The organism is Bradyrhizobium sp. 40 (genome assembly GCF_023100925.1).
Classification (GTDB): Bacteria; Pseudomonadota; Alphaproteobacteria; order Rhizobiales; family Xanthobacteraceae; genus Bradyrhizobium.
This window is the reverse complement of record NZ_CP064688.1, coordinates 3,279,144-3,304,970: the sequence shown is the minus strand read 5'-3', so window position 1 is coordinate 3,304,970 and position 25,827 is coordinate 3,279,144. Positions and strand designations below refer to the sequence as shown.

Sequence of the window (25,827 nt, the reverse complement as noted above, 5' to 3'; positions counted from 1 at the left end):
TGGATTGCTTCGTTGCAAGAGCTCCTCGCAATGACGGAGTATGTTGAAGCAGCCAGCCTAGCCCGCCAGATACCGCTCGTAGCTCCCCGTCACCGGCTCGCTCGCGTCCACCTCCGGATCGAGCGTGTAGAGATCCTGCGCGCGGCCGATGCCACGCAGCGCGTAGCGGCCGGTGGAGACGAGGTAGCGCCGGCCGGCGGCGTCGAGACCCTTGTAGAATTCCGCCGAGGCCAGCAGCTCGCGATCGACCGAACGGCTCATCGAGGCGATGCGACTGACCTCGTTCACGGTCGGACCGACCACGGTGAAGTCGAGCCGGTCCTCGCTGCCGATATTGCCGTAGAAGACCTCGCCGACATGCAGGCCGATATAGGCGGACGTGGTGGGACGGCCCTCGGCGCCCCGCCTCAGGTTCAGCGCCGCGACGTTCTTGCGGAACAAATGCTCGGCGCGAAGTGCGGCGCGCCGGGCGTGCGCCATGTCTTCACCGGTGAACATCGCGAGCACACCGTCGCCGATCAGCTTCAAGACGTCGCCACCGGCGTCGTGGATCGCATCGATCACGGCCTGCGCATAGTCGTTGAGGAACGGGATGATCTCGTCGGGGCCGATGCTCTCGCTGATTCCGGTCGAGCCGCGCAGATCCGAATACCACAGCACGGCGTTGATGCGCTCGGTGACGCCGCGCGAGATACGTCCGCTCAAGACCTGCTCTGACGCATCGCGTCCGAGATAGACGCGGCCGAGCGTGCGCGCGATGTCGACCTGCTGCGCCGACTTGATCGCGAGCCCCAGCACCGGCACGAGATCGCGCAGCGCCGCGAGCTCGCCTTCGGCGAAGCCGCTGTCGCGTCGCGTTGTCCAGGAGGAGTAGAGGCAGTCCATCTGCCCGAGCGCTCCAGTCTCCCCGAAGCGGTGCACAAAGGCCAGGAAATGGCGGTGACCCGTTTCAGCGAGCTCGCCGATTTGCGAGAAATCGAGCGTGGGCGCGTCGGCGAGATCGATCACCATCTCGTCGTGACCATGCTCGAGCAAATGATAGAACACCGACCGGCGCCAATTGTTGGCCGCGTCGCCCTCGGCCGTCGAGCCGTATTCGACGACGTCGCTCTCGTTGGTCGGCGTATCGCTCCAGCGGAAGGCGCGCCCCTCGTAGATAGGGTGCAGCGTATCGATGACGACAAGCCCACGCGAGAGTTCCAGCCCCTCGGCGCGGCAGCGCTCGCAGAAGCCGCGCAGCAGTTCGGGTTCGGGCAGGCCGGTGAGCCCCTGGCCGGCCAACCAGTTCATCAGCGCAACGCGCGAGGTCAATTGCATGCGCCATTATGCCGTGCATTCGTGACGAGCGAAAGGCGGCGCGCGGACCTTGCGTCGCCAAGGCTCCCGCTCACGGCCAGGCTCCCGCCCGCGGCAGGTCGCATATGTCGCGGACGCTGTTGACGCGCTGCCGCCTCGGGCCGCAAATGCGAATGATGACGCCGATCAGAAATACGGGGATATGAGCCAGCGCCAGCTTCCGATCATTCTGGCGCTCGGTACCACGCAGACCCTGGCCTGGGCCTCGAGCTACTATCTGCCGGCGCTGCTGGCCGATCCCATGGCGCGCGATCTCGGCATCTCCTCCAACTGGGTCTTTGGCGCGTTCTCGGCCTCGCTGGTGATCTCGGCGCTGCTCGGGCCGCGTATCGGGCGACAGATCGATCTGGTCGGCGGCCGGCAGGTCCTCTCGGTGTCGAACCTGACGATCGCCGCCGGCCTCGTTCTGCTCGGCCTCTCGCAATCGGTGGCGGTGATGGCAATGGCCTGGCTCGTGCTCGGCATCGGCATGGCGATGGGGCTCTACGACGCCGCCTTCGCCGCGCTCGGTCGCATCTACGGCACCGAGGCGCGCAGGCCGATCACCGGCATCACGCTGATGGCGGGCTTTGCATCGACCGTCGGCTGGCCGCTCACCGCCTGGGGCCTCGCCCATATCGGCTGGCGCGACACCTGCTTCGCCTGGGCCACTGCCAATATCCTGATCGGCCTGCCGCTCAACTTCTTCTTGCTGCCGACGATCAAGGGCGCCAGGCAGGCTGCGGCGGCAGAGAAGCCGCATCTGCCGCTCGACCGCACCATGGTGCTGCTCGCCTTCATCTTTGCGGCAGTCTGGACCGTCACCGGCGCGATGGCCGCGCATTTCCCGCGCATCCTGGAGACCACAGGCGCGACGCCGGTCGAGGCGATCGCGGCCGGTGCGCTGATCGGCCCCGCACAAGTGGCCGCGCGGGTTCTGGAGGCAGGCTTACTCAGCCGCTTTCATCCGCTGTGGTCGACGCGGCTCGCCTGTCTCACCCATCCGATCGGCGCGGTGGTCGTGGCGATCTTCGGCGGCGCCGCGGCCAGTGCGTTTGCGCTGTTCCACGGCTCCGGCAACGGCATCCTGACCATCGCGCGCGGCACGCTGCCGCTGTCGATCTTCGGCCCCAAGGATTTCGGCTATCGCCTCGGCATCATCGGCGCGCCGGCACGGATGGCGCAAGCCGTGGCGCCGCTGGCCTTTGGCCTGCTGATCGACGTCATGGGCGCCAAGGTGCTGATCGTCTCATCCGCGCTCAGCCTCTCGGCGCTGGCCGCGCTGTTCATGATCCGCGCGCAACCGCGGCCGGATTGACCGGGCGGGAGCTTTCGCGCACAAGCACAGCATGACCGAAGACACCTGCCCACCCCGCACATTCAAAGGCCTCCTGCGCTGGGCGACCACGCCGCCGCAGGCCTGGGGTGTCTATCTCCTCGCCATCATCCTGGTCTGGCTGATCTCCTTCTACGCCGGCTCGCTGAAGCCGAAGAAGGCGCCGGACGCGAGCCCGCCCGCCGTGACCGCACCGCGCAACTAGGCCGGCTTCGTTTCGCCGGTCGCGATCCAGATGCCGGCGAACACGGCGACCAGCCCGATCAGAAGGTTGGGCGTGATCGGCTCGCCGATCAGCAGCGCGGCGAGCAAGGTGGCGGCGATCGGGTTGACCGTCATCGTATTGGCGACCCGGGTCGGCGTTGCCCGCGCCAGCGCCATGACCCAGAGGATGAAGGCGAGCGCACCGCCGCCGATGCCGAGATAGACGCCGGCAATCCACTGCCCCATCGTGAAATGATCAAGCGCTGCAAAGCTGCCCTTCACGAAACCCGCGAGCACCAGCACGGCGGCGCCCGCACCCATGCCGACCGTGAGAAAACCGAGCGGGCTGGAGCGCTGCATCAGCGGCCGCGACAGCACGTTGTAGAACGCCATGCAGAACACGGCACCGCTCATGATCAGCTCGCCGCGCCAGGCGCCCGGCGGGCTTTGCGCCAAGCCCGCCGCCAGCGCCGCCGCCACGCCGAGCACGGCGATGCCGACACCAATGATCTTGCGCGCCGTCAGCCGCTCGACGCCGAGCATGGCGCCGACCACCATGGTGTGGAGCGGCAGCGTCGCAAGCGCGAGACTGGCGCGCGCGGCGGTCGTGTAGGAGACGGCGATGTTGTAGAGGATGAAGAACAGGCCGAAAAAGCAGATGCCGAGCAGCGCCACGGCCGGCCAGTCGGACCGCTGCGGCCAGCGCACGCCGAACAGAACCGCGCACGGCAGGAGGCAGAGAAAGCCGATCCCCCAGCGCAGGATCGCGAGCAGGATCGGATCGGCGCCGCCGACCAGATAGCGGGTGATCGCCGCGGCAGTGCCGCCAAGGCTGCTCGACGCCAGCGCGATCGCAACCCCGGCCCACTCACCCACAATCGTCTCCCGTTGCGGAGCTTGTTGAGGGCGCTAGCACGCCCCTGCTGCCACCGTAGTGGCAACAGGGGCGGTCGCGGGAAGCTAGTCGTAAAACTCAGGCGCCATCTTCTGGCTGTCGCGCTGGACCTTGTCGTGGTTGATCCAGAGCTGCGCCTTCTCCTTACTGAGCGTGTCGGCGATCTTCTGCATCGAGGCCGCGCTCTGGTCCTTGTTGGCGTTCATGCTGGGCACGCGGCGGTTGTCCCAATTGTCCTTGAAATGCACGGCGTCGCCCGACAGTACGACGGCGCCGGTCTTCGGCAGCTTCACCAGCAGCGATTGATGTCCCGGCGTATGGCCGGGCGTCGACAGGATGGTCACGCTGCCGTCGCCGAACACGTCCTTGTCGCCCGCAAGCAGCTCGACCGGATGCGAGGGCTTGAATCGCGGCTCGTTGTTGGCGCCGGGCCAGTCATACTCGGCCTTCTGCACGTAGAGCGTGGCCTGCGGGAACAGCTCGACATTGCCGGTGTGATCGGGATGGGTGTGCGAGACGGCCATCATCTTGACGTCGTCCGGTTTGAGGCCGAGCTGTTCGAGCTGGGCGGCAAGCGTCTTCGGCCGCCGCCAGGTCACGGCTTTGGGATCGGCGGGCGTAAGGCCGTTCGGCATCGCGGCAACTGCGTCGGCGATGCCGGTGTCCCACAGGAACCAGCCCTTGGCGTGCTTGACGAGATAGCAGCTGTCGACGAAGTCCATCGTCTTGCCCTCGTTGAGGCCGGGCGTCCAGCGCGAGATGTCGCCGGCGGTGCCCTCCCCGCAATTGAGCACGTAGAGCTTTTCGACACCGGCCTTTTCCGATTGCGCCAGCGCCGCATGGCCGCACAGAGCAAGCGCGGCGACGGCGAGAGCGAGCGTGATCCTTGGCGTCATTCGTTCCTCCCTTGCAGCCATTGTCGGCTGTGACCGAGGGTCAACCCCGGCCAGTTCGCAGAATTCCCGCAGACCGCTTTAATGCGGGCAAGTCTCGACCTCGACCGTGACGTGGCTCAACCCCCTCAACCCGGCGAGCCGCCTCTTGTAGACGGCCGGCTGCTTCGGTTGATCCGACACCACCGAGACCAGCACGGCGCAATGGCCGGGGCCGACCTGCCACAGATGCAGATCGGTGACGCGGTCGTCGCCGATCTCCATGCGCGCCCGGATCACGCGCTCCAGCTTCTCGTCGGCGCGGACGTCGAGCAGCACCGCGCCTGATGTCTTGATCAGACCGAACGCCCAGCTTGCGATCACGGCACTGCCGATCAGGCCGACCGCCGGATCGGCCCAGGCCCATCCCGAATACATGGCGACCACGAGCGCGGCGATCGCCAGCACCGAGGTCGCCGCGTCCGCCATGACGTGGACATAGGCCGCGCGGAGATTGTTGTCGTGATGATGGTGGTGGTGATCATGGTCATGATCGTCGTGATCATCATGCGCATGGCCGTGATGGTGATGACCATGGTTATCGCGGAGCAGCCAGGCACTGGCGAGATTGACGCACAGGCCGAGGGCAGCGACTACGATGGCCTCGCCATAGACGATCGGCACCGGATTGATCAGCCGCAGCACGCTCTCATAGGCGATCTCGACCGCGATCAGGCCGAGGATGATCGCGCTGGCGAAGGCGGCAAGATCGCCGAACTTGCCGGTCCCGAAGCTGAAATGCGAGCTCCCCAGATGTCGTCGCGCAAAGCGATACGCGAACGCGGCAATCCCCAGCGCCGCCGCATGCGTTCCCATGTGCCAGCCGTCGGCGAGCAGCGCCATCGAGCCGAACAGCGTGCCCGCGACGATCTCGCCGACCATCATGACCAGCGTCAGGATGACGACGAGCCAGGTGCGCCGCTCGTTCTCGTCGTGCTTGTCGCCCAGAAAGGCGTGGTCATGGGTCCATTGTTCGATGGAATGGGAATGCATCGCGAAGTCTCCGAAAGGCCCGGGCCGTTAACCCCTAATATAGACCTGCGAGTCTTCTGGGCAAAATCCCCGGAATGAGCCGATTGACAGGTAGGTGCCGTTTCGGTGTAATGAAGGTCATGGGGATTTGAGCGATCTCCCCACGAGGCGACATGCCCAAGTATCGCGTCCCGTTGTTTTTCACGAGGGCGCATCATGTCTTCCTACACGACCATATCATCTGACAAACTGGCACGGTTGATCGGCACGGCAAACGCCCCTGCCCTGATCGACGTGCGCACCGACGAGGATTTTGCCGCCGACCGGCGGCTGATCCCAGGTTCGATCAAGCTCAGCCACGACAATGTTCCGGAATGGGGTGCCGAATTCGCCGGCCGCACCGCCATCGTCTCCTGCCTGCGCGGCGCAAAGCTGGCGCAGGGCACGGCGGCCTGGCTCAGGCAGCTTGGGGTCCAGGCCGAGACGCTGGAAGGCGGATTCGAGGGCTGGAAGGACGCAAAGCTGCCGCTGCTCGATACCCGCAAGCTGCCGCCGCGCGACGCCAAGGGACGCACCGTCTGGGTGACGCGGGCGCGGCCCAAGGTCGACCGCATTGCCTGCCCCTGGCTGATCCGACGCTTCGTCGATCCCAATGCGGTGTTCCTGTTCGTGGCGCCTTCGGAAGTGGTGGCCGTCGGGCAACGCTTCAACGCAGCCCCCTTCGACATCGAGAACGTGTTCTGGAGCCACCGTGGTGAGCTCTGCACCTTCGACGTGATGATCGAGGAGTTTGGGATTGCCGCGCCGGCGCTGCTCCGGCTCGCAACGTTGGTGCGCGGCGCCGACACCGGGCGGCCCGACCTCGCGCCGGAGGCCCCCGGCCTGCTCGCAGCTTCGCTCGGGCTGTCGCGGATGTATGATGACGACCTCGAACAGCTCGAGGCCGGCATGCTGCTCTACGACGCCTTCTATCGCTGGTGCCGTGACGCCACGTCCGAGACCCACAACTGGCCGACCAACAAGGCGAAGGCTTGATGGATACCCGTACGATCGAAGCAGGAGCTGATGCCGGTCACGGCGTCAGCTTCAGCGAAGCCTTTCGCGTCTGGCTCCGCGTCGCCTGCCTGAGTTTTGGCGGGCCCGCGGGCCAGATCGCGGTCATGCACCGCATCTTGGTCGAGGAGAAGAACTGGATCTCGGAAGCCCGTTTCCTCCACGCCCTGAACTACTGCATGCTGCTGCCGGGCCCGGAGGCGCAGCAGCTCGCGACCTATGTCGGCTGGCTGATGCATCGCACCGCCGGCGGGCTGATGGCGGGCGGGCTGTTCATTCTGCCCGGCATCATTGCCATCATGGGCCTGAGTTACGTCTACGCCGCCTACGGCAATGTCAGCTTCGTCGAGGCTCTGTTCTTCGGCTTGAAGGCCGCCGTGCTCGCCATCGTCGTCGAGGCCGTGGTGCGCGTCGGCAAGCGCGCATTGAAGAACCGCATCATGATCGCGCTTGCCGCGATCGCCTTCGTCGCGATTTTCTTCTTCGCGATCCCCTTCCCGGTCATCATCATCGCCGCCGGAATCATCGGATATATCGGCGCCAAACAGGGCCGTCCGGAATTCGCGCCGGCCGGTCACGGCCCTGCCGGCAGCAGCGCCGTGATCGACAGCATGCTCGGCGACGCCGTGCCCGAGCATGTCCGCCCCAACACCGTCCGCACGATTCGCGTGGGCGTGTTGTGGCTTGCGCTGTGGCTGGTGCCGGTGATCGCGCTGTTGCTCGCTGTTGGACAAGACAATGTCTTCACTCACATCGCGCTGTTCTTCTCGAAAATGGCGATGGTCACCTTCGGCGGCGCCTATGCGGTGCTGGCCTATGTCGCCCAGCAGGCGGTCGAGCACTATCACTGGCTCAAGCCGCACGAGATGCTCGACGGTCTCGGTATGGCCGAGACCACGCCCGGCCCTTTGATCATGGTGCTCCAGTTCGTGGGCTTCATGGCCGCCTACCGCGACGCCAGCGGGCTGTCGCCGATGCTCGCGGCCACGCTCGGCGGGCTGCTCGCGACCTGGGTCACCTTCACGCCCTGCTTCCTCTGGATTTTCGTCGGTGCCCCCTACGTCGAACGGCTGCGCGGCAACAAGGGTCTCGGCGGTGCGCTCAGTGCGATCACGGCTGCCGTCGTCGGCGTGATCCTCAACCTCTCGATCTGGTTCGCGCTGCACACGCTATTCCGCGAGACCGTGCCGGTGCACAGCTTCCCGTTTGCCTTCGACATGCCGGTGCTGACCAGCGTCGATCTCTCCGCGCTCGTGCTGTCGATCGCGGCGGCAACCGCGATCTTCCGATTCAAGCTCGGCATGCTCACCGTGCTCGCCGGCAGCTGCGCTGCAGGCGTGGCGCTGCGGCTGGCAGGGGTGATCTAGGACGTGGCCTCCCTGGCAGACCGATGACAGAAGCGTCGCAGCGTCGGCAATAACCGCACGCAGAAGCTTGAAATTGTCCAGAAGCCTCGGCATGGATTCGCGGGAAAGAGCGAGCCTGGCCGTATTGATCGCCGGTTCCTTTCTCACGTTAGGAATTCCTTTGCAATTACGGGCAATATTCCCCCACGCAATTAGAGGTAGATGGCGGGATGAGCGATCGGTCGATCAGAGATGACAGATTGCTGTCCGCCGTCACGAGGCAAATCACCTTGGGAATCGCGCTCCTTGCGGCGCTCGCGATGAACCTTGTGGGCCTGAGTTGCAGCTTTGAGCTATCGGCCGATACGGCCGTGCTACTGACCTCGTACGTGTTTCTCACTGTCTATGTCAGCTTTGTTCGACCCAACGCGGAACTCGCGCGCGTTCTCATCTGCTTTGGTCAGCTCGTTGTCGTCGTTCTCATGGGACTTTTATTGACCTACGCCGCATCCGCAGTGCCACTGCCTTATCGCGATGCAGAACTACACGCGATTGATCGCTGGTTCGGATTCGATCGAGCTAAATTATCTCGCCTTTTTGAGAAGGCACGATGCGCTCCACGACGTCCTTTCCTTTGCTTACAACTCCATGATGAAGCAGAACATCCTGGTGTTGGTCGCCGCTATTTTGACCTGGCGGCTTGATAGATTGCGGTTATACATCATTGCATTTGCAGTTGCGGTAACGGCGACCGCCATCATCGGAGGCTGCATTCCGGCCGTGAACGCAATGATCTATTTGGATGGGGTTTCCAAGGAATTCTCGACCTTGCCGGAGGGCGGGCACAGCTATTTCCCGGTTCTCGACGGGCTTCGGAATGGAACGCTACGGGTTATCGACTTTCGGTCCGTGGAGGGGTTGATCTCCTTCCCCAGCTTCCACACGGCGAACGCTATTTTATTTGTTTGGGCTCTTTGGCCGATCCGCATCTTGCGCCTGGTGCTCGTGCCTCTGAATCTTCTTCTTATCGCGGGCACGCCCCTCTGCGGCGCACATTATGCCGTAGACATTGTTGGCGGCCTTGCTGTGGCGTGCGGAGCAGTCGCTGCAACGAACTGGCTCATCCATGCCCGTCGGATCGAACATCAAGAACGGCTCCTTCTCGCGCGAGGCTGATGCTCTAGCTCCGCATCCACGTCTCGTCCCGGCCATCTGCCCGTCGAGGCAAAACACCTGCAGTCACGACCGATCTGGCGCTGTCAGGCCCGTACGGGCAAATATTCCATTTTACCGAAATTCGGATTTGACGTACAAGCGACACATCCTGGCCCGAGACAAGGGGCCGATCGCGATCGTCACAAACCGCGGGCTGGGCAGCGATGGACCCGATGGCGTCGGGCACGATCGCATTGCAGGGCGCTTCGGCTGTGAGCAATGACTTTCGTGCCTACGACACGACGCCGACAGCGTCTTCGCATGGCTTCGGGTGTGAGCACACGCCAGCACTCGAAGTCGCAGCGAGGACGTGCGCGGACGAACAAGTCGTGTGGTCCTGACGCCCGGGGTCTGTGCGTCAAGTCCTGCGGTGATGTGGCGGCCCGACCGGGCGCGCGCATCAGTCATCTGCAAGGCGACGGGGGCAGTAGTGCATCGCTCCCCGGGGAGAGCACGAGGGACACGTTAAAACCATCGCGCCGGGAAGGCCGGTCGATCGGGCGAACCTGTGATCCACCCCGTGTGCATTTCTATCGCCCACGGATCTGCGGATGCCAGCCGGCGCCCGGCCTTCGCTGCGCCCTTGTCTCTACGAGGACCATGCGACGAATCAAAACTCGGGCCGAACGCGCCGCGAGATCGCGAACTCTCGTCCGTTGTTTGAACCGTGCATCGGCGCGACGACTAATCCTGCCCACTCTCGATGTCCTCGCCCGGCTTGACCGGGCGACCCAGTACTCCGAGACGATCGTGATTGAGAAGAGAAGCCGCGGCTTACTGGATGCCCCGGTCGAGCCGGGGCATGACAGCCGTTTCCTAGCGCTATCGCATCAGTTCCAAGGTAGAAAGATTGGAACGGGGAGAATTCGCCCCGGTTAGCTCTCACTGCCGAACACTCCGCTTTTTGGATGAGCCATGACCGATCTATCCATTGATGCGCGACTGCTTGCCCCTGACAATGACCGGCACGGCGCCAATCTCACGGTCGTCGCTGTCGCGGCGGCAATTCTTCTGGCGGGCGCAGCGGCCTTGTCAGGCACGATCTCCTGGCAGCAGGGATTGTTGTTTCTTCTCGGAGGTGCACTTGGCCTGACGCTTTACCATGCGCTGTTCGGGTTCACCTCGGCCTGGCGCGTCTTCATTGTCGCGCGACGAGGCGCCGGCCTCCGTGCGCAAATGGTCATGCTGGCGCTGGCAACCGCCCTCTTCTTTCCGGCCTTGGCGCAAGGCACGCTGTTCGGCGTTGCCGTGCATGGCGAGCTCGGCGCGGTGGGCGTGGGCATGCTGACCGGGGCGTTTCTGTTCGGCCTTGGAATGCAGCTTGGCGGCGGCTGCGCGTCGGGAACGCTTTATACCGCCGGCGGCGGCAACACCCGCATGCTGGTGACACTGGCGGCCTTCATCGCCGGATCGACGCTCGGTGCATTGCATCTGCCGTGGTGGAGCGCGCTGCCGAACATCGGCGCGGTCTCGTTGATCGAACGGCTCGGCTGGCTGCCGGCGCTCGTGCTCTGCTGGGCCGTCATGGCTGCGATCTACCTCATCACGCTCAGGGCCGAGATCGGCCGGCACGGCCAACTTGAGCCGGGAGCGCGGACGAAGCTGCGCGGCGCGCGCCGCTTCATGCAGGGGCCGTGGCCGCTCCTGTGGGGCGCGATCCTGCTCGCGATCGGAAATTTCGCCACGCTGTATCTTGCGGGACGTCCCTGGGGCATCACCTCCGCTTTCGCGCTCTGGGGATCGAAGATCCTGATGAGCCTCGGCGTCGACGTCGCGTCTTGGCCCTATTGGCAGGGCGCTCGGGCGGCCTCGCTGCACCAAAGCATCTTTGCCGACATCACCTCCGTCATGGATTTCGGCATCATTCTGGGCGCGTTGCTGGCCGCAGGCCTCGCCGGCAAATTCCATCCGACATGGCGCATCTCCGCATCCTCGCTCCTCGCCGCCATCATCGGCGGCCTGCTTCTCGGCTATGGCGCCCGGCTCGCCTATGGCTGCAATATCGGCGCTTATTTCAGCGGGATCGCATCGGGCAGCCTGCATGGCTGGTGCTGGCTGGTCGCGGCTTTCGTTGGCAACATTCTGGGAACACAGCTCCGACCGCTGTTCGGCCTGGCCGTCGAGCGGTAGGTCTTCGTCCGCACGCCGGCGCTCGATGCTGCCCTCTAACGCATCATCAACCGCGCGATCGCCTCGCCGATCACCACGGTCGTAAAGTGGGTGTTGGCCCGGCAATCCGACGGCATGATCGAGGCGTCGGCGACGCGCAGGCCCGCGATACCCTTCACCGTGCCGTCAGGGTTGACCACGCCCTGGGCGTCGTTAACTCCGGTCATGCGGCAACTGCCGGCGGCGTGTTGGATGTCGCCGGTCTCACGGCGCAGCAGCGCTTCGAGCTCGTGATCGGGCAAAGCAGCAGCTTGCGGCAGCGTCAAATCCGTGTCGGCGAGCCGGATCCAGTCCGTGATGCCCGATAGCGCCGGCTGGGCGGTGATCACGGCCAGCCGCCTCACCGCATCCATCATGCGTAGCATGTCGCGGGGATCGGCCAGCATGTTCTCCTCGATAACAGGATCGATCGCGGGGTCGGTCGAGGCCAGCTTGAGCGTGCCACGCGAATACGCGTTGAACAGCCCGGCGCCGATCGCGCCCGGCACGCCGATGCCGCGGTGGTTGAAGGCGATCAGGATCATGTCGCGCTTGCCGCCGTCGGCGAGGCCTGACGAATAGGTCACGCAGCAATTGGTGTGGCGGGTGTCGGGATCTGTGGGCCGCAGATTTTCGTGGAGCTGGATCGTGGCGCGAAACAGCGGGTGGTCGAAGAAGTGCTTGCCGACCGGCAGGTCGCGCTCGACCGCGATCCCCATCGCCTTCAGCTCATCCGCGGGTCCAATGCCCGAGCGCAGCAGGATTGCCGGACTGTGGATGGCGCCGGCGCACAGCACGATCTGGCGCGCGCTGATCTCGCTGGTGCCCTGCCCCTCGATGTGAACGCGAAGGCCGGTCGCCCGCCCGTCGCTGATCAGCACGCGATCGACCAGCGCATGCCCGCGAATTTCCAGATTGGCGCGGCCGCGCGCGGGCTCCAGATAACCCTCGTTGGTGGTGATGCGGCGGCTGTCGCGGCTGTTGATGGGATAGCAGGCGACGCCCTCGCCGTCCGGGCCGTTGACGTCGGCGCACCAGGGATAGCCGCTCGCCAGCGCCGCATCGCGCAAGCCGCGATCGATCGGTCCCCATTTGTCCGGCGGCGCGCGATAGACCGGCAGCGGTCCGCCGCGTCCGTGGCAGGCCTCGTCGCCGAATTCCAGATCATCCTCGATCACCGAGAACAACGGCATCACGTCCTTGGCGGACCAGCCGGTGCAGCCATTGGCGGCCCATTCGTCGAAGGCATCGGCGACACCGCGGATGGCGATCTGCCCGTTCATCATCGACGAACCGCCGAGCCCCTTGCCGCGCCAGTAGAAGCGCGGCTCCTGGCCGGCCACGCGGCGCGTCAGAAGATCCGGCCATTGCCATTTCTCCTGGTACTCGCGCTTGTGGATGATCGGGATGGGATTCGGCGTCATCACCTCCCAGGGTGCCTCGTCGGCGCGCCAGTCCAGACCCGCCTCGAGCAGCAGGACGCGCCGTGCGGGATCTTCCGAGAGCCGTGCCGCAACAGCGGCGCCGGCGGAGCCGCCGCCGACAACAATGACATCGTACATCGCGCTACTTCTCAACGTTCCAGAACACCGGGATGGCGGACGGTATCAGTCCGCGCAAGGTCGCGCGAGAGGCGGCGGGCTGGGCGAATTGGCCCCACGGTATTGCGGGTGCCTGATCGTACATGACGGTCTGGATCTCGCCTGCGATCTTCTTGCGATCCTCCTCGGCGGGCGCCTTGGCAAAGGCTTCCATCAGCGGCGTAATGCGCGCATCGCATTGCCAGCCGGTGAAATCGGCGCAGTTGAAGGCGACCATGACGTTGGTCAGCGGCGAGCCGAGGTCGAAGCCGCCGGCGTGAACGCCATAGACGCTCCAGCCCTCCTTCTTGGCGCGGCGCGCCAGCACGCTCGCCCAGTCCATCACCTGGAGGTCGACGTTGAACCCGGCCTGTTTCAGCCGCTCGGCCAGCACCTGCGCCGAAACGCGCGGAGCTTCGAGATCGTTGGCCTCCATCACGACGACAGGCTCGCCGGCATATTTCGTCGCCTTCAGTGCGGCCTTCGCCGCTTCGATCGACGGCTTGGCGGCGGCTTCGGTCCCGGCCTTGCTGTCATAGGTGGTGCCGCAGGTGAAGTATGTCGCGCAAGGCGTGGCGTATTTGGCGTCCAAGCCGAGTGCGTCCAGCACCTCGCGCTGATCGACCAGCTTCCACAGCACGCGGCGAATTTCTGGATCGTCGAACGGCCTGGATGCGGCATTGAGGCGATAGGCGCCCGCGAACATGTTGCCGCCAGTGAAATTGACCAGTTTGACCCGTGAGTTCTTCTCCATGGTCGGCAGCAGATCGAACGGCGCGTATTGCATGAAATCGACTTCGCCGGCCTGCAGCGCGGAGGCTGCGGTCGCGCCATCCGGGATGACACGGATCTCGAGCGTGTCGATGTTGACGCGCTTGCCGCCGGCGAGGAAGTCGGCAGGCTCGGGCCGCGGCACGTAGTCGGCGAATTTCTTCAGGACCATGCGGTCGCCGGTGCGGTGATCGGCCTTGCTGTAGACGAACGGGCCGGAGCCGACGATCTCGGTGATGCGCTGGTCGCCGGGCGTTTTGGCGATGCGCTCGGGCATCATGAAGGCCACCGGACTGACGGGATTGCCGAGCGCGTCGATGACGAGACCGGACGGCTCCTTCAGCGTCAGCACGAAGGTTTTTGCGTCGGTCGGTTCGAGCGAGGCCGTGATCGCGAAGATGCGGCGGCCGAGCGCGCTGCGGGTGCCCCAGCGGCGCAGCGAGGCGACGCAATCGGCGGCCGTGACCGGTTGGCCGTCATGCCACTTCAAACCGTCGCGCAGCGTGAAACTGTAGGTCAGGCCATCGGCAGAGACCTTCCAGTCCTGCACCATTTGCGGCTTGATCTCGCCCTTGGAATCCTTTGCAAACAGCGTGTCGAACACCATGTAGCCGAACGTGCGCGTAATATAGGCTGTGGAGAAATGCGGATCGAGCGTGACGATCTCGGCCTCGAGCACCGCGACGAGATTGCCTGCCGCATGCGCGGGCGGTGCGGTCAGCGCCAAGGCGAACAGCGCCGGAATGAAAGCCCTCAGTTTGGACATGGAATGGATTTGCCTTTTGACGGAGACGTTAAAGTCGCCAGACAAAAAGCAATGTTCATGCCCGGAGGGCCGAAACACGTATGCGCTCACGGCTATCTGCCGCGCGTTTGCGCGCCACGCCCTCGCTGTCATCGCCCGGCTTGACCGGGCGATCCAGTATTCCAGGGAAAGCTACGATTGAGCCGAGAGATCGCGGAGTACTGGATGCCCCGCCTACGCGGGGCATGACACTGTCGATATGGCGACGGCCCGCGGACTACCCGATCACCCTGCCGAACTTGTTCGACTTCGGGAATCCCTTCGGCGGGAGACGACCGGCGTCGGCGCGGGAGCCTTTCCACTCGGCGAGCTCCTTCATGGTCGCGGAGAATTCGCGGCCCGCGGAGTCTTTCCAGGTCAGGCCAGCCTTGGCGTCGAACACGGCAATGTCGGAGAGGCCGCCGTCCTTGTACTTCTGCAGACGCACACCGCGGCCGCGGGCCATCTCCGGCACCTGGTCGAGCGGGAAGATCAGCATCTTGCGGTTCTCGCCGATGACCGCGACGGTGTCGCCGAGCACCTCGGTGACCGTGCGCGCCTCGTTCGGCATATCGACGTTGAGGACCTGCTTGCCCTTCTTGGTGGTGCCGACGCAATCGTCCTCGTTGACGACGAAGCCCTGGCCTTCGTGGCTCGCGACCAGGAATTTGCGTCCGCCCTTGTTGACGAACAGCGTGACCGGCGCGGCCTCCGGCTCGAGATCGATGAATTGGCGGATCGGCTCGCCATGACCGCGGCCGCCCGGAAGTTTTGCGACATCGAGCGAGTAGAATTTTCCGTTGGTGGCGAACAGCAGCAGCTTCGAGGTCGTTTCCGCGAAGAACGCGAACCCGAGCTTGTCGTCCTGCTTGAAAGCCAGCCCCGAGAGATCCTCGACATGGCCCTTGAGGGTGCGGATCCAGCCCTTGTCGGAGACGACCACCGTCACCGGCTCGCGCTCGACCAGGGCCTCCTCGATCGCGGCGAGATCATGCTCGGGCGCGTCCGCAAAGGTGGTACGGCGCTTGCCGAGCGGGGTCTTGGGTCCGAACATGTCGCGGACCTTGCCGACCTGCTCGGCGACCTTCTTCCACTGCTCGGGTTCTGACGCCAGCAGCCCCTCGATGCCCTTCAGCTCCTTGCGAAGATCCTTGTCCTCGCTGCGGATCTCCATCTCCTCGAGCTTGCGCAGGCTTCGCAGCCGCATGTTGAGGATGGCTTCGGCCTGCACCTCGGTGAGCTTGAACGCCTTGATCAGCGCCGGCTTCGGCTCGTCCTCATTGCGGATGATCCTGATCACCTCGTCGATGTTCAGATAGGCAATCAGCAAGCCGCCGAGAATCTCCAGCCGGCGCTCGATCTCGGCCTTGCGATGGTTGGTGCGACGGATCAGCACGTCACGCAGATGGTCGAGCCATTCGCGCAAGCATTCCGCGAGCCCCACGACTTTGGGGACGCGGCCCTTGATCAGCACGTTGAGGTTCAGCGGAATCTTGTTTTCGAGCTCGGTCAGCCGGAACAGCGATTCCATCATCAGCGCGGGATCGACGTTCTTCGACTTCGGCTCGATCACGATGCGAACGTCTTCGGCCGATTCGTCCCTGATATCGCCGACCAGCGGCAGCTTCTTCTGGTCCAGCAGCTCGGCGATCTTCTCGATCAGCCGCGACTTCTGCACCAGAAAGGGAATCTCGGTGACGACGACGACCCAGGTGCCGCGCGCGCCCTCTTCCTGCTCCCATCGGGAGCGGACGCGAAACGAACCGCGGCCGGTGGTGTAGGCTTCAGCGATCGCCTGCTTGGAATCGACGCAGATGCCGCCGGTGGGGAAATCCGGACCCTTGACCCATTTCAGCAAGGCCCTGGATTTCGCGTCGGGCTTCTCGATCAGATGCAGCGCGGCGTCGCAGAGCTCGGCGGCGTTGTGCGGCGGGATCGAGGTCGCCATGCCGACCGCGATACCCTGCGCACCGTTAGCGAGCAGGTTCGGGAAGCCGCCGGGCAGCACGATCGGCTCTTTCGACTGGCCATCGTAATTGGGGCGGAATTCGACCCCGTCCTCGTCGATGCCGTCGAGCAGAAGCCGCGCGACGTCGGTCATGCGCGCTTCGGTGTAGCGATAGGCGGCCGGATTATCGCCGTCGATATTGCCGAAATTGCCCTGGCCGTCGACCAGCGGGTAGCGCGAGGAGAAATCCTGCGCCAGACGCACCATGGCGTCGTAAATCGCCTGGTCGCCATGCGGATGGAACGAGCCCATCACGTCGCCGACGATTTTGGCGGACTTCTTGAATGCCGTGCCCGGATCAAGCCGTAGCAGGCGCATGCCATAGAGGATGCGCCGGTGTACCGGCTTCAGGCCGTCGCGGGCATCCGGCAGCGCGCGGTGCATGATGGTGGACAGCGCATAGGCGAGATAGCGCTCTTCCAGCGCCTCACGCAGCGGCACCTCGTGAATTTCGGCCGGTTCCTCCGGCGGAATCAATCGTTTTCCCATGCCGCCCGGTTAAACCGTGGAAGCGAATCGGGCAAGGATCGATTGGTTCCCTGTGGGGGGCCTACTGGCCGGCCCAGCCTGCGGTGAAGGTCTGGGTGGGTTGGGTGTTTTTGGCCTGCGTGGTGGCCGGGGCATTGGGCAGGCACCGCCGCGCCGTCTCGATCTCGGCCTCCGTCGCGCCCTTGGACCTCGCCCATGCCTCTGCGGCCGCAGCGGAATATTTGGCCACATAGAATCTGACGACGGTACATGAGGCACGCCGAAACACGCCCGGCTGCTCACCCGCGAGGGCGTCCGGCGCCAGCGCGATCAGCGCTGCCGATATAACAAGTCCCTTGATCAGCATGAGGCTATCCCCGGTTGGAACCCAAAACGGCAAGTCCGGGGAACCCCGTTTTGTTCCAGCAAGCGTTGTCCCGCCAGGGCAATGCAGAGCCGCGCCAGGCTCATGGCGCGGGAATCGCGCCCTTTGCCTGCTGTCGCGTCAGCGCGTTGATGAAGCCCGCTCGCGCGTCGGAATGGCCCTGCCCGCGCGGCTCCAGCACGTGCCGCAACAGGAACAGGCCGGTGAGTCGAAAGCCATCCTGGAGATCCTCGTCGGTGAGGTCGCCCTGCACCTCGCCCCGACGCAGGAACGTTGGCAGTCGCAACAGGCGGTCGCGCCACGGTTCGCCCGCCCCGCGTGACACTGCGCCGCCGGATTTGGGCGAGACATAGATCAGGTCGTTGGTTTCTCCGGTCACCGCGCAGCTTTCCAGCGCCAGCCCGAAGCCGAGCTCGGTGAGCATCGCCAGCTCGAAATGGATCACGTGTACGGCGGCGCTGCCGATGTCGTCGAAATCATCCAGCGAATGCTCGAGCAGCGCCAGGAGGTTTTCGTGCGGATCGCGTTCCGGCAGCAACCGCGCGATCGAGGCGAGATGGGTGATGCCGTAGACGCCGTGGGATGATCCCAGCAGCGTCGCCGCCCGCAGCTTGAGGCCCTCGATGGCATAGGTGCCGAGATGCTCGTCGAGCCGCGCCCGCCATACCACGCCGAGGCTGTTGCCGGGTTGCAGCAGCGGCCGCATCCGCGAGCCAGCGCCGCCGCGGACGAGACCGAGATGGCGGCCGTGCGCACGGGTCAGCAGCTCGACGATGGCGCTGCTCTCGCCATGCCGCCGCACCCCCAGCACGATGCCTTCGTCGGTCCATTCCATGGGTGAAGTCTAACGGATTCCGGCCTTCAATCGTAGGGCGGATTGGCGGGATTGCGCGCCGCCAATCCACCTGACGCCTTACGCGTTGAACCAGCCCTGCGCGTCGCCGCGGAACGAGAAATACAATCCCATTGCCGTCAGCACGCAGGAGACGATCTCGATGGCGCTGTCGAGTTCCATGCCTTTCTCGCCGATGATCTGGCCGAGCGAGATGACCGACAGTACGAGCGCCGCCGCCAGCACCCAGCGCGGCCAGTTCTTGCGCCCGTGCGCGGCCAGCCTGACGAAATACACCAGCAGCAGGATCATGCCGCCGGCAAGCAGCGTCGACGTCGTGATCATCTGCTCGGTCATCTCGGCATTGGGCGTGCGGTCCTGCACCGCCACCGACAAGGCATCCAGCATCAACGATGCATAGAGCAACGCTTCGAAGCGTCGTACGTTGCTGGGTACGCTCATCGCTGACCGATCATTTTCTTGGTTATTCTTTGGGAAATTCCAGGCCCATCTCGCGGTAGCGATCGGGATCGTCGCTCCAGTTCTCGCGCACCTTGACGAACAGGAACAGGTGCACCGGCACGCCCAGGATCTCGCCGATCTCCTTGCGCGAGTCCGCGCCGATCGACTTGATGGTGGCGCCGCCCGCGCCGAGCACGATCTTGCGCTGGCTTTCGCGCTCGACGAAAATCGTCTGCTCAATGCGCACCGATTTGTCCTTGCGCTCCTCCCACTTGTCGGTCTCGACCGTGGACTGGTAGGGCAATTCCTGGTGCAGCTTGCGAAAGATCTTCTCGCGCGTGATCTCGGCCGCAAGCTGCCGCATCGGCGCGTCCGACATCTGGTCTTCGGGATAAAGGAACGGCCCCGGCGGCACGATCTCGGCCAGTGTATGCCTGAGGTCGTCGACGCCGTCGCCGGAGATCGCCGCGATCATGAAGGTCTTTGCGAAGGCCATGCGCTCGTTGGCGGCCTGCGCCAGCGCCAGCAGCTTCTCGCGCTGGACCAGGTCGACCTTGTTGATGACCAAAATCTTCTCGTGCTTGACGCTGGCGACCTTGGTGAGGATCGCCTCGGCTTCCTCGTCGATGCCGGCCTTGGCATCCAGCAGCACGCAGACGAAATCGGCGTCATGCGCGCCGCTCCAGGCGGTCGAGACCATGGCGCGGTCGAGCCGGCGCTTGGGCAGGAAGATGCCCGGCGTATCGACCAGGATGATCTGCGCGTTGTTCTCGATCACGATGCCGCGGATCAGCGCGCGCGTGGTCTGCACCTTGCGCGAGACGATCGTGACCTTGGCCCCGACCAGCGCATTGACCAGGGTGGATTTGCCGACGTTCGGCGCGCCGATCAGCGCGACGAAGCCGCAGCGCGTGGCAGTGGGCGCCTCGCCGCTTGCTTCAACCGTCATTGCCGCCGCCAACGCCTTCACGTTCGATCATCACTGAAGCTGCTACCTTCTCTGCCGCGCGCTTGCTGCCGCCGATGCCTTCCGCCGGGGCTAGTCCCGGAAGATCGACCGCCACGCGGAATTGCGGATCATGATGCGGGCCGGTGCGCTCGACCTCGCGATAAACGGGCGTCGGCAATCCCTTGCCCTGCGCCCATTCCTGAAGAACGGTCTTGGGATCGCGCAACGGACGCCGCGGCTTGTGCATGCGCTCGGTCCAGTTGCGCTTGACGAACTCGGCCGCCGCCGCGTAGCCGCCGTCGAGGAAGACGGCGCCGATCACGGCCTCGCAGATGTCGCCGAGCACGCTCTTGCGGAGGCGCGCGTCGGCGCTGGGGCCGACCGAGCCGAGCTTGATGTCGTCGAGCAGACCGAGCGACTTGGCGACATCGGCGCAGCTCTCCTTGCGCACCAGTTCGGCAAGTCGCTTCGACATCTCGCCTTCATCGGCGTTCGGGAAGGCGTGATAGAGCATATCGGAGACGACGAGCCCGAGCACGTGGTCGCCGAGGAATTCCAGCCGCTGATAGCTGTCGCCGCGCTTGCGCCCGGACTTCAGCGCGGAGACATGCGTGATGCCTTGCATCAAGAGGTTGGGATCGGCAAAGCTGTAGCCGATGCGTGCCTCGAGCCCCGCATTCGCATCCGAGCCCCTGGCCTTGCTGCTCCGCACCCGCTTCTTCTTTGCAGGCGCCTTGATCTCGAGCGCCTTGCTTTCAAGAGTCTTGCTCTCAAGAGTCTTGGTCGCAGCTTCGCCGTCGGGGCCCGCTTGCGCCTCGGTCGGTAGGGTCGCGATGTCCTTGGCTTCGTCCTTCATCGGACGATTTTGAAGAAGCGATTCCAGCGCACCGCCCACGGCCAGCGCCAGAACATCCAGGCATGCTCGCCCTCGGCGATCGAGAAGAAGATCATCTGGGCGCGCCCGATCAAATTCTCCTGCGGCACGTAGCCGACCTGGCCGAGGAAGCGGCTGTCGGTGGAATTGTCGCGGTTGTCGCCCATCATGAAGAAGTGGCCGGTCGGCACGGTGTAGACATTGGTGTTGTCGACGTAGCCGTTGTCGGCGCAGTCCAGCGTCTCGTAGGACACCCCGTTCGGCAGCGTTTCCTTCCAGCGCTTCACCCGGGAGACGCCGCTGCCTTCGGCGCCGCAGGGGTCCTCACCGACAAATTCGCTCATGCGCTGCCGCTCGACCGGCGTGTCGTTGATGTAGAGCAGCCCGTCCCGCATCTGGATGCGGTCGCCGGGCAGGCCGATCACGCGCTTGATGTAGTCGGTGGAATCGTCCTTCGGCAGGCGGAATACGACGATGTCGCCTCGGTTCGGGTCCGAGCCCCAGATCCGCCCCGAGAACAGCGGCGGCGAGAACGGGATCGAATAGTGACTGTAGCCGTAGGAATATTTCGAGACGAACAGATAGTCGCCGACCAGCAGTGTCGCCTTCATCGAGCCGGATGGGATGTTGAACGGCTGGAACAGGAAGGTGCGGATCACCAGCGCGATCAGGAGAGCGTGGATCACTACCCGGATCGTTTCGCCGACGCCGCTCTCAGTTTTCGTTCCTGAAGTCACGCTCATTGCTCTCTCAATTCGGCCGGCGGTCACAGAGCGCCCTCCTCGCGCGAGCAGCCCATCGCTCGCGGCCAAGGAGATTGTCCTGATTCTGATAATGAGGGCCAATTCCGGCGTAAAGCCGAATTCGCCCAGCCTGATTTGCGTCCGCGGACTTTTAGACGGTTGTCGGAGGCCACGCAATCAAGGATCGCATCAAAACTGCATAAGCGTTTGATTTTGAATGCGAATTATAAAATGATCGGAGTACCGTCAGGGTTTGGCCAGCGGCACGGCGGAAATGATGACGAAGGCCTGTGCCAACGGCCAGTCATCGGTGATCGACAGGTCGATCTGCGCCGCGAACCCCTCCGGCGTCAGGGCCTGGAGCCGGGCCAGCGCCCCGCCCGTCAATTGCATGGTTGGCCGCCCTCCCGGCAGGTTGACCACCCCCATGTCGCGCCACCACACGCCGCGCCTGATGCCGGTGCCGAGCGCCTTGGAGCAGGCCTCTTTAGCGGCGAAGCGCTTGGCGTAGGTCGCGACCACCATCTTCTCGTTCTTGGCGCGCCGCTCCGCCTTGGCCCGCTCGGCCGCGGTGAAGATGCGATCGAGGAAGCGCTCGCCATGGCGGTCGATCACCTTGCCGACACGGGTGATATCGATCAGATCGGAGCCGATGCCGATGATCATGCCCGGCTCCGGCCGCGGTCCATCGCTGCGCGCATGCTGCGAACCGTCTCGGCGAGACCCACGAACAGGGCTTCGCCGATCATGTAATAACCGATGTTGAGCTCCATGATGTCCGGCAAGCCTGCGATCGTCTCCGCCGTCGCATAGTCCAGCCCGTGTCCGGCGTGAACCTCCAGCCCCGCTTCCTTCGCGAGCTTCGCCCCCGCCACGATCCGCCGCCATTCGGCCTCGGCCTTATCAGTGTGACCGTCGACGACGGCGTCGCACCAGGCGCCGGTGTGGATCTCGATCACGGGGGCGCGCAGCCGCGCCGCCATCTCGATCTGGGCGGGATCTGCCGCGATGAACAGCGACACCCGGATGCCGGCATCGTTCAGCCGCGCGATATAGGGCGCCAGCGCATTGTGCTGGCCGACGACGTCGAGCCCGCCTTCGGTCGTCACCTCCTGGCGCCGCTCCGGCACGAGGCACACCGCGTGCGGCCTGGTGGCGAGCGAAATGCGCATCATGTCGTCGGTCGCCGCCATCTCGAAATTGAGCGGCTTGGAGATCTCGGCTTTCAGCCGCGCCATGTCCTCGTCGCGGATGTGCCGGCGATCCTCGCGCAAATGGGCGGTGATGCCGTCGGCACCGGCCTCGATCGCCAGCAGCGCCGCGCACACCGGATCGGGATTGCGGCCGCCGCGCGCGTTACGCAGGGTCGCGACATGGTCAACATTAACGCCGAGGCGGAGCGGAGGTGCAGGCATTTCGGGACTCACGGAATCACACGGATAGACCAGGACGGAAGGCGTCTATCCATTAACACGTTCGGCGCGGGCGACGACCGCCTTCGCGCGCAGCTGGGCCAGGATCGCGCTCAAATGCTTGAGATCGTAGACTTCGAGATCGATCGTCGTCTCCGTGAAATCCGGTGAGCGGCGCTGCATGCTGATGTTGTCGATGTTGCCGTCGTGCTCGGCGATCACGGTCGCGATCTGCGCCAGCGCGCCAGGCTCGTTGACATTCTCGACCTTGATGCGGGCCGGGAAGCGCTGTGGCGTGGAGTCCTCGATGTCCCAGCGCACATCGAGCCAGCGCTCCGGCTCCTCCTCGAAATCCTTCAGGGCCGGGGCCTGGATCGGGTAGATGGTGATGCCCTCGCCCGGCGTGACGATGCCGATGATGCGGTCACCGGGCACGGCGCCGCCGTTCGGCGCGAACTTCACTGGCAGGTCGGAATTGATGCCGCGGATCGGGATCGCGACCGGGCTGCGCGGCGGTTCGGACGACTTCTCCTTGAGCTTGCCGGCAAGCCCCTTCTTGACGCCGTAGCGCGCGATGCGCTCCTCCTTGTAGTCGGGATACATCGCACGCGCGACGTGGGAGGCCTTGATCTCGCCGCGTCCCACAGCCGCCATGACGTCCTCGATCGAGGTCCGCGCCAGTCGCGGCAGCGCGCCCTTGAGCTTGTCGTCGGCGTATTCGATCTTGGCGCGCTCGAACAGGCGCTCGACGATGCGCCGGCCGAGACCGACATATTGATCTCGCACCGCGGTCCTGGTGGCGCGACGGATCGCGGCGCGCGCCTTGCCGGTGACCGCGAGCGTTTCCCAGGCCGACGGCGGCGCCGCTTGCGCTTCCGAGGTCAGCACCTCGACCTCGTCGCCGTTCTGAAGCTCCGAGGACAGCGGCGCGAACTGGCCGTTGATCTTGCAGCCCACCGCGCTGTTGCCGACGTCGGTGTGTACGGCATAGGCGAAGTCGATCACGTTGGCATGGCGCGGCAGCGCGATCAGCTTGCCTTTCGGAGTGAAGCAGAACACCTGGTCGTGGAACAGCTCGAGCTTGGTGTGCTCGAGGAATTCCTCGGGGTTGGCGCTCTCCGAGAGGATGCCGATGGTGTGGCGCAACCAGGCGAACGCATTGGACTCGCGCTTGAGAAATTCGGTCGGCGAGCCCACGCCTTCCTTGTAGAACACGTGCGCGGCGATGCCGCGCTCGGCGATCTGGTCCATCGCCTCGGTGCGGATCTGCAACTCGACCCGCTGATTGCCGGGGCCGATCACGGTGGTGTGGATCGAGCGGTAGTCGTTCTGCTTCGGCGTCGAGATGTAGTCCTTGAACCGCCCGGGCACGACCGGCCAGTTCGTGTGGACGATGCCGAGCGCGCGGTAGCAGGCCTCGATGTCGTTGACGACGACGCGGAAACCGAAGATGTCGGACAATTGCTCGAAGCCGACCGACTTGCGCTCCATCTTGGTCCAGATCGAGAATGGCTTCTTGCGGCGGCCATAGACCCGCGCCCCCAAGCCCCGGTGCCGCAGATTGTTGGAGAGCTGGTCCTCGATTTCGCCGATCAGATTGCGGTTGCGCTCGGCCAGTGCATCGAGCCGCTGCATCACCACCGAATAGGCTTCCGGGTCGAGGGTCCGGAACGACAGGTCCTCCAGCTCCTCGCGCATTTCCTGCATGCCCATGCGCCCTGCCAGCGGCGCATAGATGTCGAGCGTCTCCTCGGCAATGCGCCGTCGCGATTCCGTCGGCACGAAGTCCAGCGTGCGCATGTTGTGCAGGCGGTCGGCGAGCTTCACCAGGAGCACGCGGACGTCGTCGGCAATGGCCAGCAACAATTTGCGCAGATTCTCGGCCTGCTTGGCCTCCCGCGACACCAGCTCCAGCCGCTTCAGCTTGGTCAGGCCCTCGACCAGCGCGCCGATCTCGGGCCCGAAGATCTGGTCGATCTCGGCCCGCGTCGCTTCGGTGTCCTCGATCGTGTCGTGGAGCAGCGCAGCCACGATGGTAGCGTCGTCGAGCTTCAGGTCGGTCAGAATCGCCGCCACTTCGAGCGGATGGGAGAAGTACGGGTCACCCGAGGCGCGGGTCTGCGAGCCGTGCGCCTTCATCGCGTAGACATAGGCGCGGTTCAGCAAATCTTCGTCGGTGTTGGGATTGTAGGACCTGACGCGCTCGACGAGGTCATATTGACGCATCATGCGTGCGCGAGGCTTCGCAGGGCGCGCCACCGGCGCAGTCGGGGCCACGGCAACCGATTCGGTTGCGGCCTGCATCTGCGTTGGTGTGCGGCGTCGATATACCATGCCGTCCTGCCTTCAAACGGGCCACGACACAGCCCGTTGTATACATCTTAGCTCCGATCGCGCGCGTGTCCGATCAATTCAGTGACAGGAACAGGCGCGAACCGACCACGCTATGGTAACCACGAAAACGCCAACAAAAGCAAAGGCCCGAACAACGGTTCGGGCCTTTGATAAGATCACAAAGAAGTCGATGAGCGCGATGGGACGATTACTCGTCCTCCTCGGGCTGCTCCTCGGGCGGCGCCAGGCCTTCGAGACCCTTCAGGAGCTCTTCTTCCGTCATGCGCTCAACGGCGACTTCGGTATCGTCTGCATCCACGCTTGCACCGGCGGAACCGATCAGCGGTACGGTGTCCGGCTCGGGCTCGTCGACTTCGACGAACTTCTGCAGCGAGTGCACCAGCTCCTCGCGGAGGTCCTCCGGCGAAATGGTGGTCTCAGCAATTTCGCGCAAAGACACAACAGGGTTCTTGTCGTTATCGCGGTCAACCGTTAGTTGTGAACCAGACGAAATCATGCGGGCGCGGTGGGCGGCCAGCAGGACCAGGTCAAACCGGTTGTCGACCTTGTCGATACAATCTTCTACGGTGACGCGAGCCATCGACTGTCGCTCCGTTGTGGGTGGGACGAAATATGTGGATGAATGGCGGTAGTTATAGGGGCCGGCAGGGTTTCGCAAGGCCAATTTGTGATTTGGCCTCGCCAAACGGCTCTGCTACCCCCACATTGGGGCTGGGATGGGTGGTTTCCCGGGCTGCCGGCGACGGCGGCGCCGGGACTGTGCAAGTT

General features: G+C 64.6%; 23 protein-coding genes. 6 read left to right on the top strand and 17 right to left on the bottom strand.

All coding sequences use genetic code 11. From position 1 onward, the window contains the following. Positions 1-57: 57 nt before the first annotated feature. Positions 58-1,317 (bottom strand): adenylate/guanylate cyclase domain-containing protein, encoded by a 1,260-nt coding sequence (locus IVB40_RS16075; RefSeq protein WP_247819290.1) that lies wholly within the window; start codon positions 1,315-1,317, stop codon positions 58-60. Positions 1,318-1,498: 181 nt separating this feature from the next. Here IVB40_RS16075 and IVB40_RS16070 point away from each other — a divergent pair, with 181 nt between their 5' ends. Continuing rightward, complete coding sequence (locus IVB40_RS16070) at positions 1,499-2,653, top strand: MFS transporter (protein WP_247819289.1); 1,155 nt, start codon at positions 1,499-1,501, stop codon at positions 2,651-2,653. A 31-nt stretch (positions 2,654-2,684) separates the two neighbouring features. Continuing rightward, positions 2,685-2,876, top strand: coding sequence for a hypothetical protein (locus tag IVB40_RS16065; RefSeq protein WP_247819288.1), 192 nt, complete (start codon positions 2,685-2,687; stop codon positions 2,874-2,876). Here the strand turns inward: IVB40_RS16065 and IVB40_RS16060 are convergent. From IVB40_RS16060 to dmeF, 3 genes are all read right to left on the bottom strand, one after another. Next, positions 2,873-3,751 carry a DMT family transporter gene (locus tag IVB40_RS16060; protein ID WP_027567273.1) on the bottom strand — a complete coding sequence of 293 codons (879 nt, stop codon included), beginning with the start codon at positions 3,749-3,751 and terminating at the stop codon, positions 2,873-2,875. The genes IVB40_RS16065 and IVB40_RS16060 overlap by 4 nt on opposite strands. Positions 3,752-3,835: 84 nt before the next feature. Next, positions 3,836-4,666: an N-acyl homoserine lactonase family protein gene (locus IVB40_RS16055; protein ID WP_247819287.1), complete on the bottom strand. Its 831-nt coding sequence runs from the start codon at positions 4,664-4,666 to the stop codon at positions 3,836-3,838. A 78-nt stretch (positions 4,667-4,744) separates the two neighbouring features. Next, complete coding sequence (dmeF, locus tag IVB40_RS16050; protein ID WP_027567275.1) at positions 4,745-5,695, bottom strand: CDF family Co(II)/Ni(II) efflux transporter DmeF; 951 nt, start codon at positions 5,693-5,695, stop codon at positions 4,745-4,747. Positions 5,696-5,890: 195 nt separating this feature from the next. Between dmeF and IVB40_RS16045 the strand changes: the two genes are divergently transcribed. The 4 genes from IVB40_RS16045 to IVB40_RS16030 all read left to right on the top strand — a co-directional run bounded on the left by IVB40_RS16045 (position 5,891) and on the right by IVB40_RS16030 (position 11,418). Further along, the gene (locus IVB40_RS16045; RefSeq protein WP_027567276.1) at positions 5,891-6,709 is read left to right on the top strand and encodes a chromate resistance protein ChrB domain-containing protein; all 819 of its coding nucleotides are present in this window, start codon (positions 5,891-5,893) and stop codon (positions 6,707-6,709) included. After that, a complete protein-coding gene (gene chrA, locus IVB40_RS16040; RefSeq protein ID WP_247819286.1) occupies positions 6,709-8,094 on the top strand; it encodes a chromate efflux transporter in 1,386 nt (461 codons plus the stop codon). Before IVB40_RS16045 ends, chrA begins: the two co-directional genes overlap by 1 nt. 513 nt (positions 8,095-8,607) lie before the next feature. Then, positions 8,608-9,249 (top strand): phosphatase PAP2 family protein, encoded by a 642-nt coding sequence (locus tag IVB40_RS16035; protein ID WP_247819285.1) that lies wholly within the window; start codon positions 8,608-8,610, stop codon positions 9,247-9,249. 954 nt (positions 9,250-10,203) lie between these two features. Beyond that, a complete protein-coding gene (locus tag IVB40_RS16030) occupies positions 10,204-11,418 on the top strand; it encodes a YeeE/YedE family protein (protein WP_247819284.1) in 1,215 nt (404 codons plus the stop codon). Between the two features lie 35 nt (positions 11,419-11,453). Here IVB40_RS16030 and IVB40_RS16025 read toward each other — a convergent pair whose 3' ends face one another. From IVB40_RS16025 to rpoZ, 13 genes are all read right to left on the bottom strand, one after another. Then, positions 11,454-12,998, bottom strand: a complete 1,545-nt coding sequence (locus tag IVB40_RS16025) for a GMC family oxidoreductase N-terminal domain-containing protein (protein ID WP_247819283.1) — start codon at positions 12,996-12,998, stop codon at positions 11,454-11,456. Between the two features lie 4 nt (positions 12,999-13,002). Beyond that, positions 13,003-14,553 (bottom strand): ABC transporter substrate-binding protein, encoded by a 1,551-nt coding sequence (locus IVB40_RS16020; RefSeq protein WP_247819282.1) that lies wholly within the window; start codon positions 14,551-14,553, stop codon positions 13,003-13,005. Between the two features lie 256 nt (positions 14,554-14,809). Further along, positions 14,810-17,068, bottom strand: coding sequence for a DNA topoisomerase IV subunit A (gene parC / locus IVB40_RS16015; protein ID WP_247289325.1), 2,259 nt, complete (start codon positions 17,066-17,068; stop codon positions 14,810-14,812). Between the two features lie 61 nt (positions 17,069-17,129). After that, positions 17,130-17,414, bottom strand: a complete 285-nt coding sequence (locus tag IVB40_RS16010) for a hypothetical protein (RefSeq protein WP_247462594.1) — start codon at positions 17,412-17,414, stop codon at positions 17,130-17,132. Between the two features lie 100 nt (positions 17,415-17,514). Next, positions 17,515-18,267: a DNA repair protein RecO gene (gene recO, locus IVB40_RS16005; protein WP_247819281.1), complete on the bottom strand. Its 753-nt coding sequence runs from the start codon at positions 18,265-18,267 to the stop codon at positions 17,515-17,517. A gap of 78 nt (positions 18,268-18,345) precedes the next feature. Next, positions 18,346-18,726 carry a hypothetical protein gene (locus IVB40_RS16000; protein ID WP_027567284.1) on the bottom strand — a complete coding sequence of 127 codons (381 nt, stop codon included), beginning with the start codon at positions 18,724-18,726 and terminating at the stop codon, positions 18,346-18,348. A 22-nt stretch (positions 18,727-18,748) separates the two neighbouring features. Next, positions 18,749-19,675: a GTPase Era gene (era, locus tag IVB40_RS15995; protein ID WP_247819280.1), complete on the bottom strand. Its 927-nt coding sequence runs from the start codon at positions 19,673-19,675 to the stop codon at positions 18,749-18,751. After that, positions 19,665-20,531 carry a ribonuclease III gene (gene rnc, locus IVB40_RS15990; RefSeq protein ID WP_247819279.1) on the bottom strand — a complete coding sequence of 289 codons (867 nt, stop codon included), beginning with the start codon at positions 20,529-20,531 and terminating at the stop codon, positions 19,665-19,667. Before rnc ends, era begins: the two co-directional genes overlap by 11 nt. After that, positions 20,528-21,292, bottom strand: a complete 765-nt coding sequence (gene lepB, locus IVB40_RS15985) for a signal peptidase I (RefSeq protein ID WP_007603395.1) — start codon at positions 21,290-21,292, stop codon at positions 20,528-20,530. The genes rnc and lepB overlap by 4 nt, the downstream gene beginning before the upstream one ends. 246 nt (positions 21,293-21,538) lie before the next feature. Continuing rightward, entirely contained in the window at positions 21,539-21,958 is a 420-nt protein-coding gene (acpS, locus tag IVB40_RS15980) for a holo-ACP synthase (protein ID WP_007611179.1), read from the bottom strand. After that, a complete protein-coding gene (locus IVB40_RS15975) occupies positions 21,955-22,707 on the bottom strand; it encodes a pyridoxine 5'-phosphate synthase (protein ID WP_247819278.1) in 753 nt (250 codons plus the stop codon). The genes acpS and IVB40_RS15975 overlap by 4 nt, the downstream gene beginning before the upstream one ends. Before the next feature lie 45 nt (positions 22,708-22,752). After that, positions 22,753-25,038 carry a bifunctional (p)ppGpp synthetase/guanosine-3',5'-bis(diphosphate) 3'-pyrophosphohydrolase gene (locus tag IVB40_RS15970; protein ID WP_027567287.1) on the bottom strand — a complete coding sequence of 762 codons (2,286 nt, stop codon included), beginning with the start codon at positions 25,036-25,038 and terminating at the stop codon, positions 22,753-22,755. Between the two features lie 208 nt (positions 25,039-25,246). After that, positions 25,247-25,639 (bottom strand): DNA-directed RNA polymerase subunit omega, encoded by a 393-nt coding sequence (gene rpoZ, locus IVB40_RS15965; protein WP_007603391.1) that lies wholly within the window; start codon positions 25,637-25,639, stop codon positions 25,247-25,249. Positions 25,640-25,827: the final 188 nt, after the last annotated feature.

Excerpts from the sequence above, each read along its gene's own strand:
- IVB40_RS16075 (WP_247819290.1), bottom strand. The coding sequence starts at position 1,317 with ATGCAATTGACCTCGCGCGTTGCGCTGATGAACTGGTTGGCCGGCCAG.
- IVB40_RS16070 (WP_247819289.1), top strand. The coding sequence starts at position 1,499 with ATGAGCCAGCGCCAGCTTCCGATCATTCTGGCGCTCGGTACCACGCAG.
- IVB40_RS16065 (WP_247819288.1), top strand. The coding sequence starts at position 2,685 with ATGACCGAAGACACCTGCCCACCCCGCACATTCAAAGGCCTCCTGCGC.
- IVB40_RS16055 (WP_247819287.1), bottom strand. The coding sequence starts at position 4,666 with ATGACGCCAAGGATCACGCTCGCTCTCGCCGTCGCCGCGCTTGCTCTG.
- dmeF (WP_027567275.1), bottom strand. The coding sequence starts at position 5,695 with ATGCATTCCCATTCCATCGAACAATGGACCCATGACCACGCCTTTCTG.
- IVB40_RS16045 (WP_027567276.1), top strand. The coding sequence starts at position 5,891 with ATGTCTTCCTACACGACCATATCATCTGACAAACTGGCACGGTTGATC.
- chrA (WP_247819286.1), top strand. The coding sequence starts at position 6,709 with ATGGATACCCGTACGATCGAAGCAGGAGCTGATGCCGGTCACGGCGTC.
- IVB40_RS16035 (WP_247819285.1), top strand. The coding sequence starts at position 8,608 with ATGCAGAACTACACGCGATTGATCGCTGGTTCGGATTCGATCGAGCTA.
- IVB40_RS16030 (WP_247819284.1), top strand. The coding sequence starts at position 10,204 with ATGACCGATCTATCCATTGATGCGCGACTGCTTGCCCCTGACAATGAC.
- IVB40_RS16025 (WP_247819283.1), bottom strand. The coding sequence starts at position 12,998 with ATGTACGATGTCATTGTTGTCGGCGGCGGCTCCGCCGGCGCCGCTGTT.
- IVB40_RS16020 (WP_247819282.1), bottom strand. The coding sequence starts at position 14,553 with ATGTCCAAACTGAGGGCTTTCATTCCGGCGCTGTTCGCCTTGGCGCTG.
- parC (WP_247289325.1), bottom strand. The coding sequence starts at position 17,068 with ATGGGAAAACGATTGATTCCGCCGGAGGAACCGGCCGAAATTCACGAG.
- IVB40_RS16010 (WP_247462594.1), bottom strand. The coding sequence starts at position 17,414 with ATGCTGATCAAGGGACTTGTTATATCGGCAGCGCTGATCGCGCTGGCG.
- recO (WP_247819281.1), bottom strand. The coding sequence starts at position 18,267 with ATGGAATGGACCGACGAAGGCATCGTGCTGGGGGTGCGGCGGCATGGC.
- IVB40_RS16000 (WP_027567284.1), bottom strand. The coding sequence starts at position 18,726 with ATGAGCGTACCCAGCAACGTACGACGCTTCGAAGCGTTGCTCTATGCA.
- era (WP_247819280.1), bottom strand. The coding sequence starts at position 19,675 with ATGACGGTTGAAGCAAGCGGCGAGGCGCCCACTGCCACGCGCTGCGGC.
- rnc (WP_247819279.1), bottom strand. The coding sequence starts at position 20,531 with ATGAAGGACGAAGCCAAGGACATCGCGACCCTACCGACCGAGGCGCAA.
- lepB (WP_007603395.1), bottom strand. The coding sequence starts at position 21,292 with ATGAGCGTGACTTCAGGAACGAAAACTGAGAGCGGCGTCGGCGAAACG.
- acpS (WP_007611179.1), bottom strand. The coding sequence starts at position 21,958 with ATGATCATCGGCATCGGCTCCGATCTGATCGATATCACCCGTGTCGGC.
- IVB40_RS15975 (WP_247819278.1), bottom strand. The coding sequence starts at position 22,707 with ATGCCTGCACCTCCGCTCCGCCTCGGCGTTAATGTTGACCATGTCGCG.
- IVB40_RS15970 (WP_027567287.1), bottom strand. The coding sequence starts at position 25,038 with ATGGTATATCGACGCCGCACACCAACGCAGATGCAGGCCGCAACCGAA.
- rpoZ (WP_007603391.1), bottom strand. The coding sequence starts at position 25,639 with ATGGCTCGCGTCACCGTAGAAGATTGTATCGACAAGGTCGACAACCGG.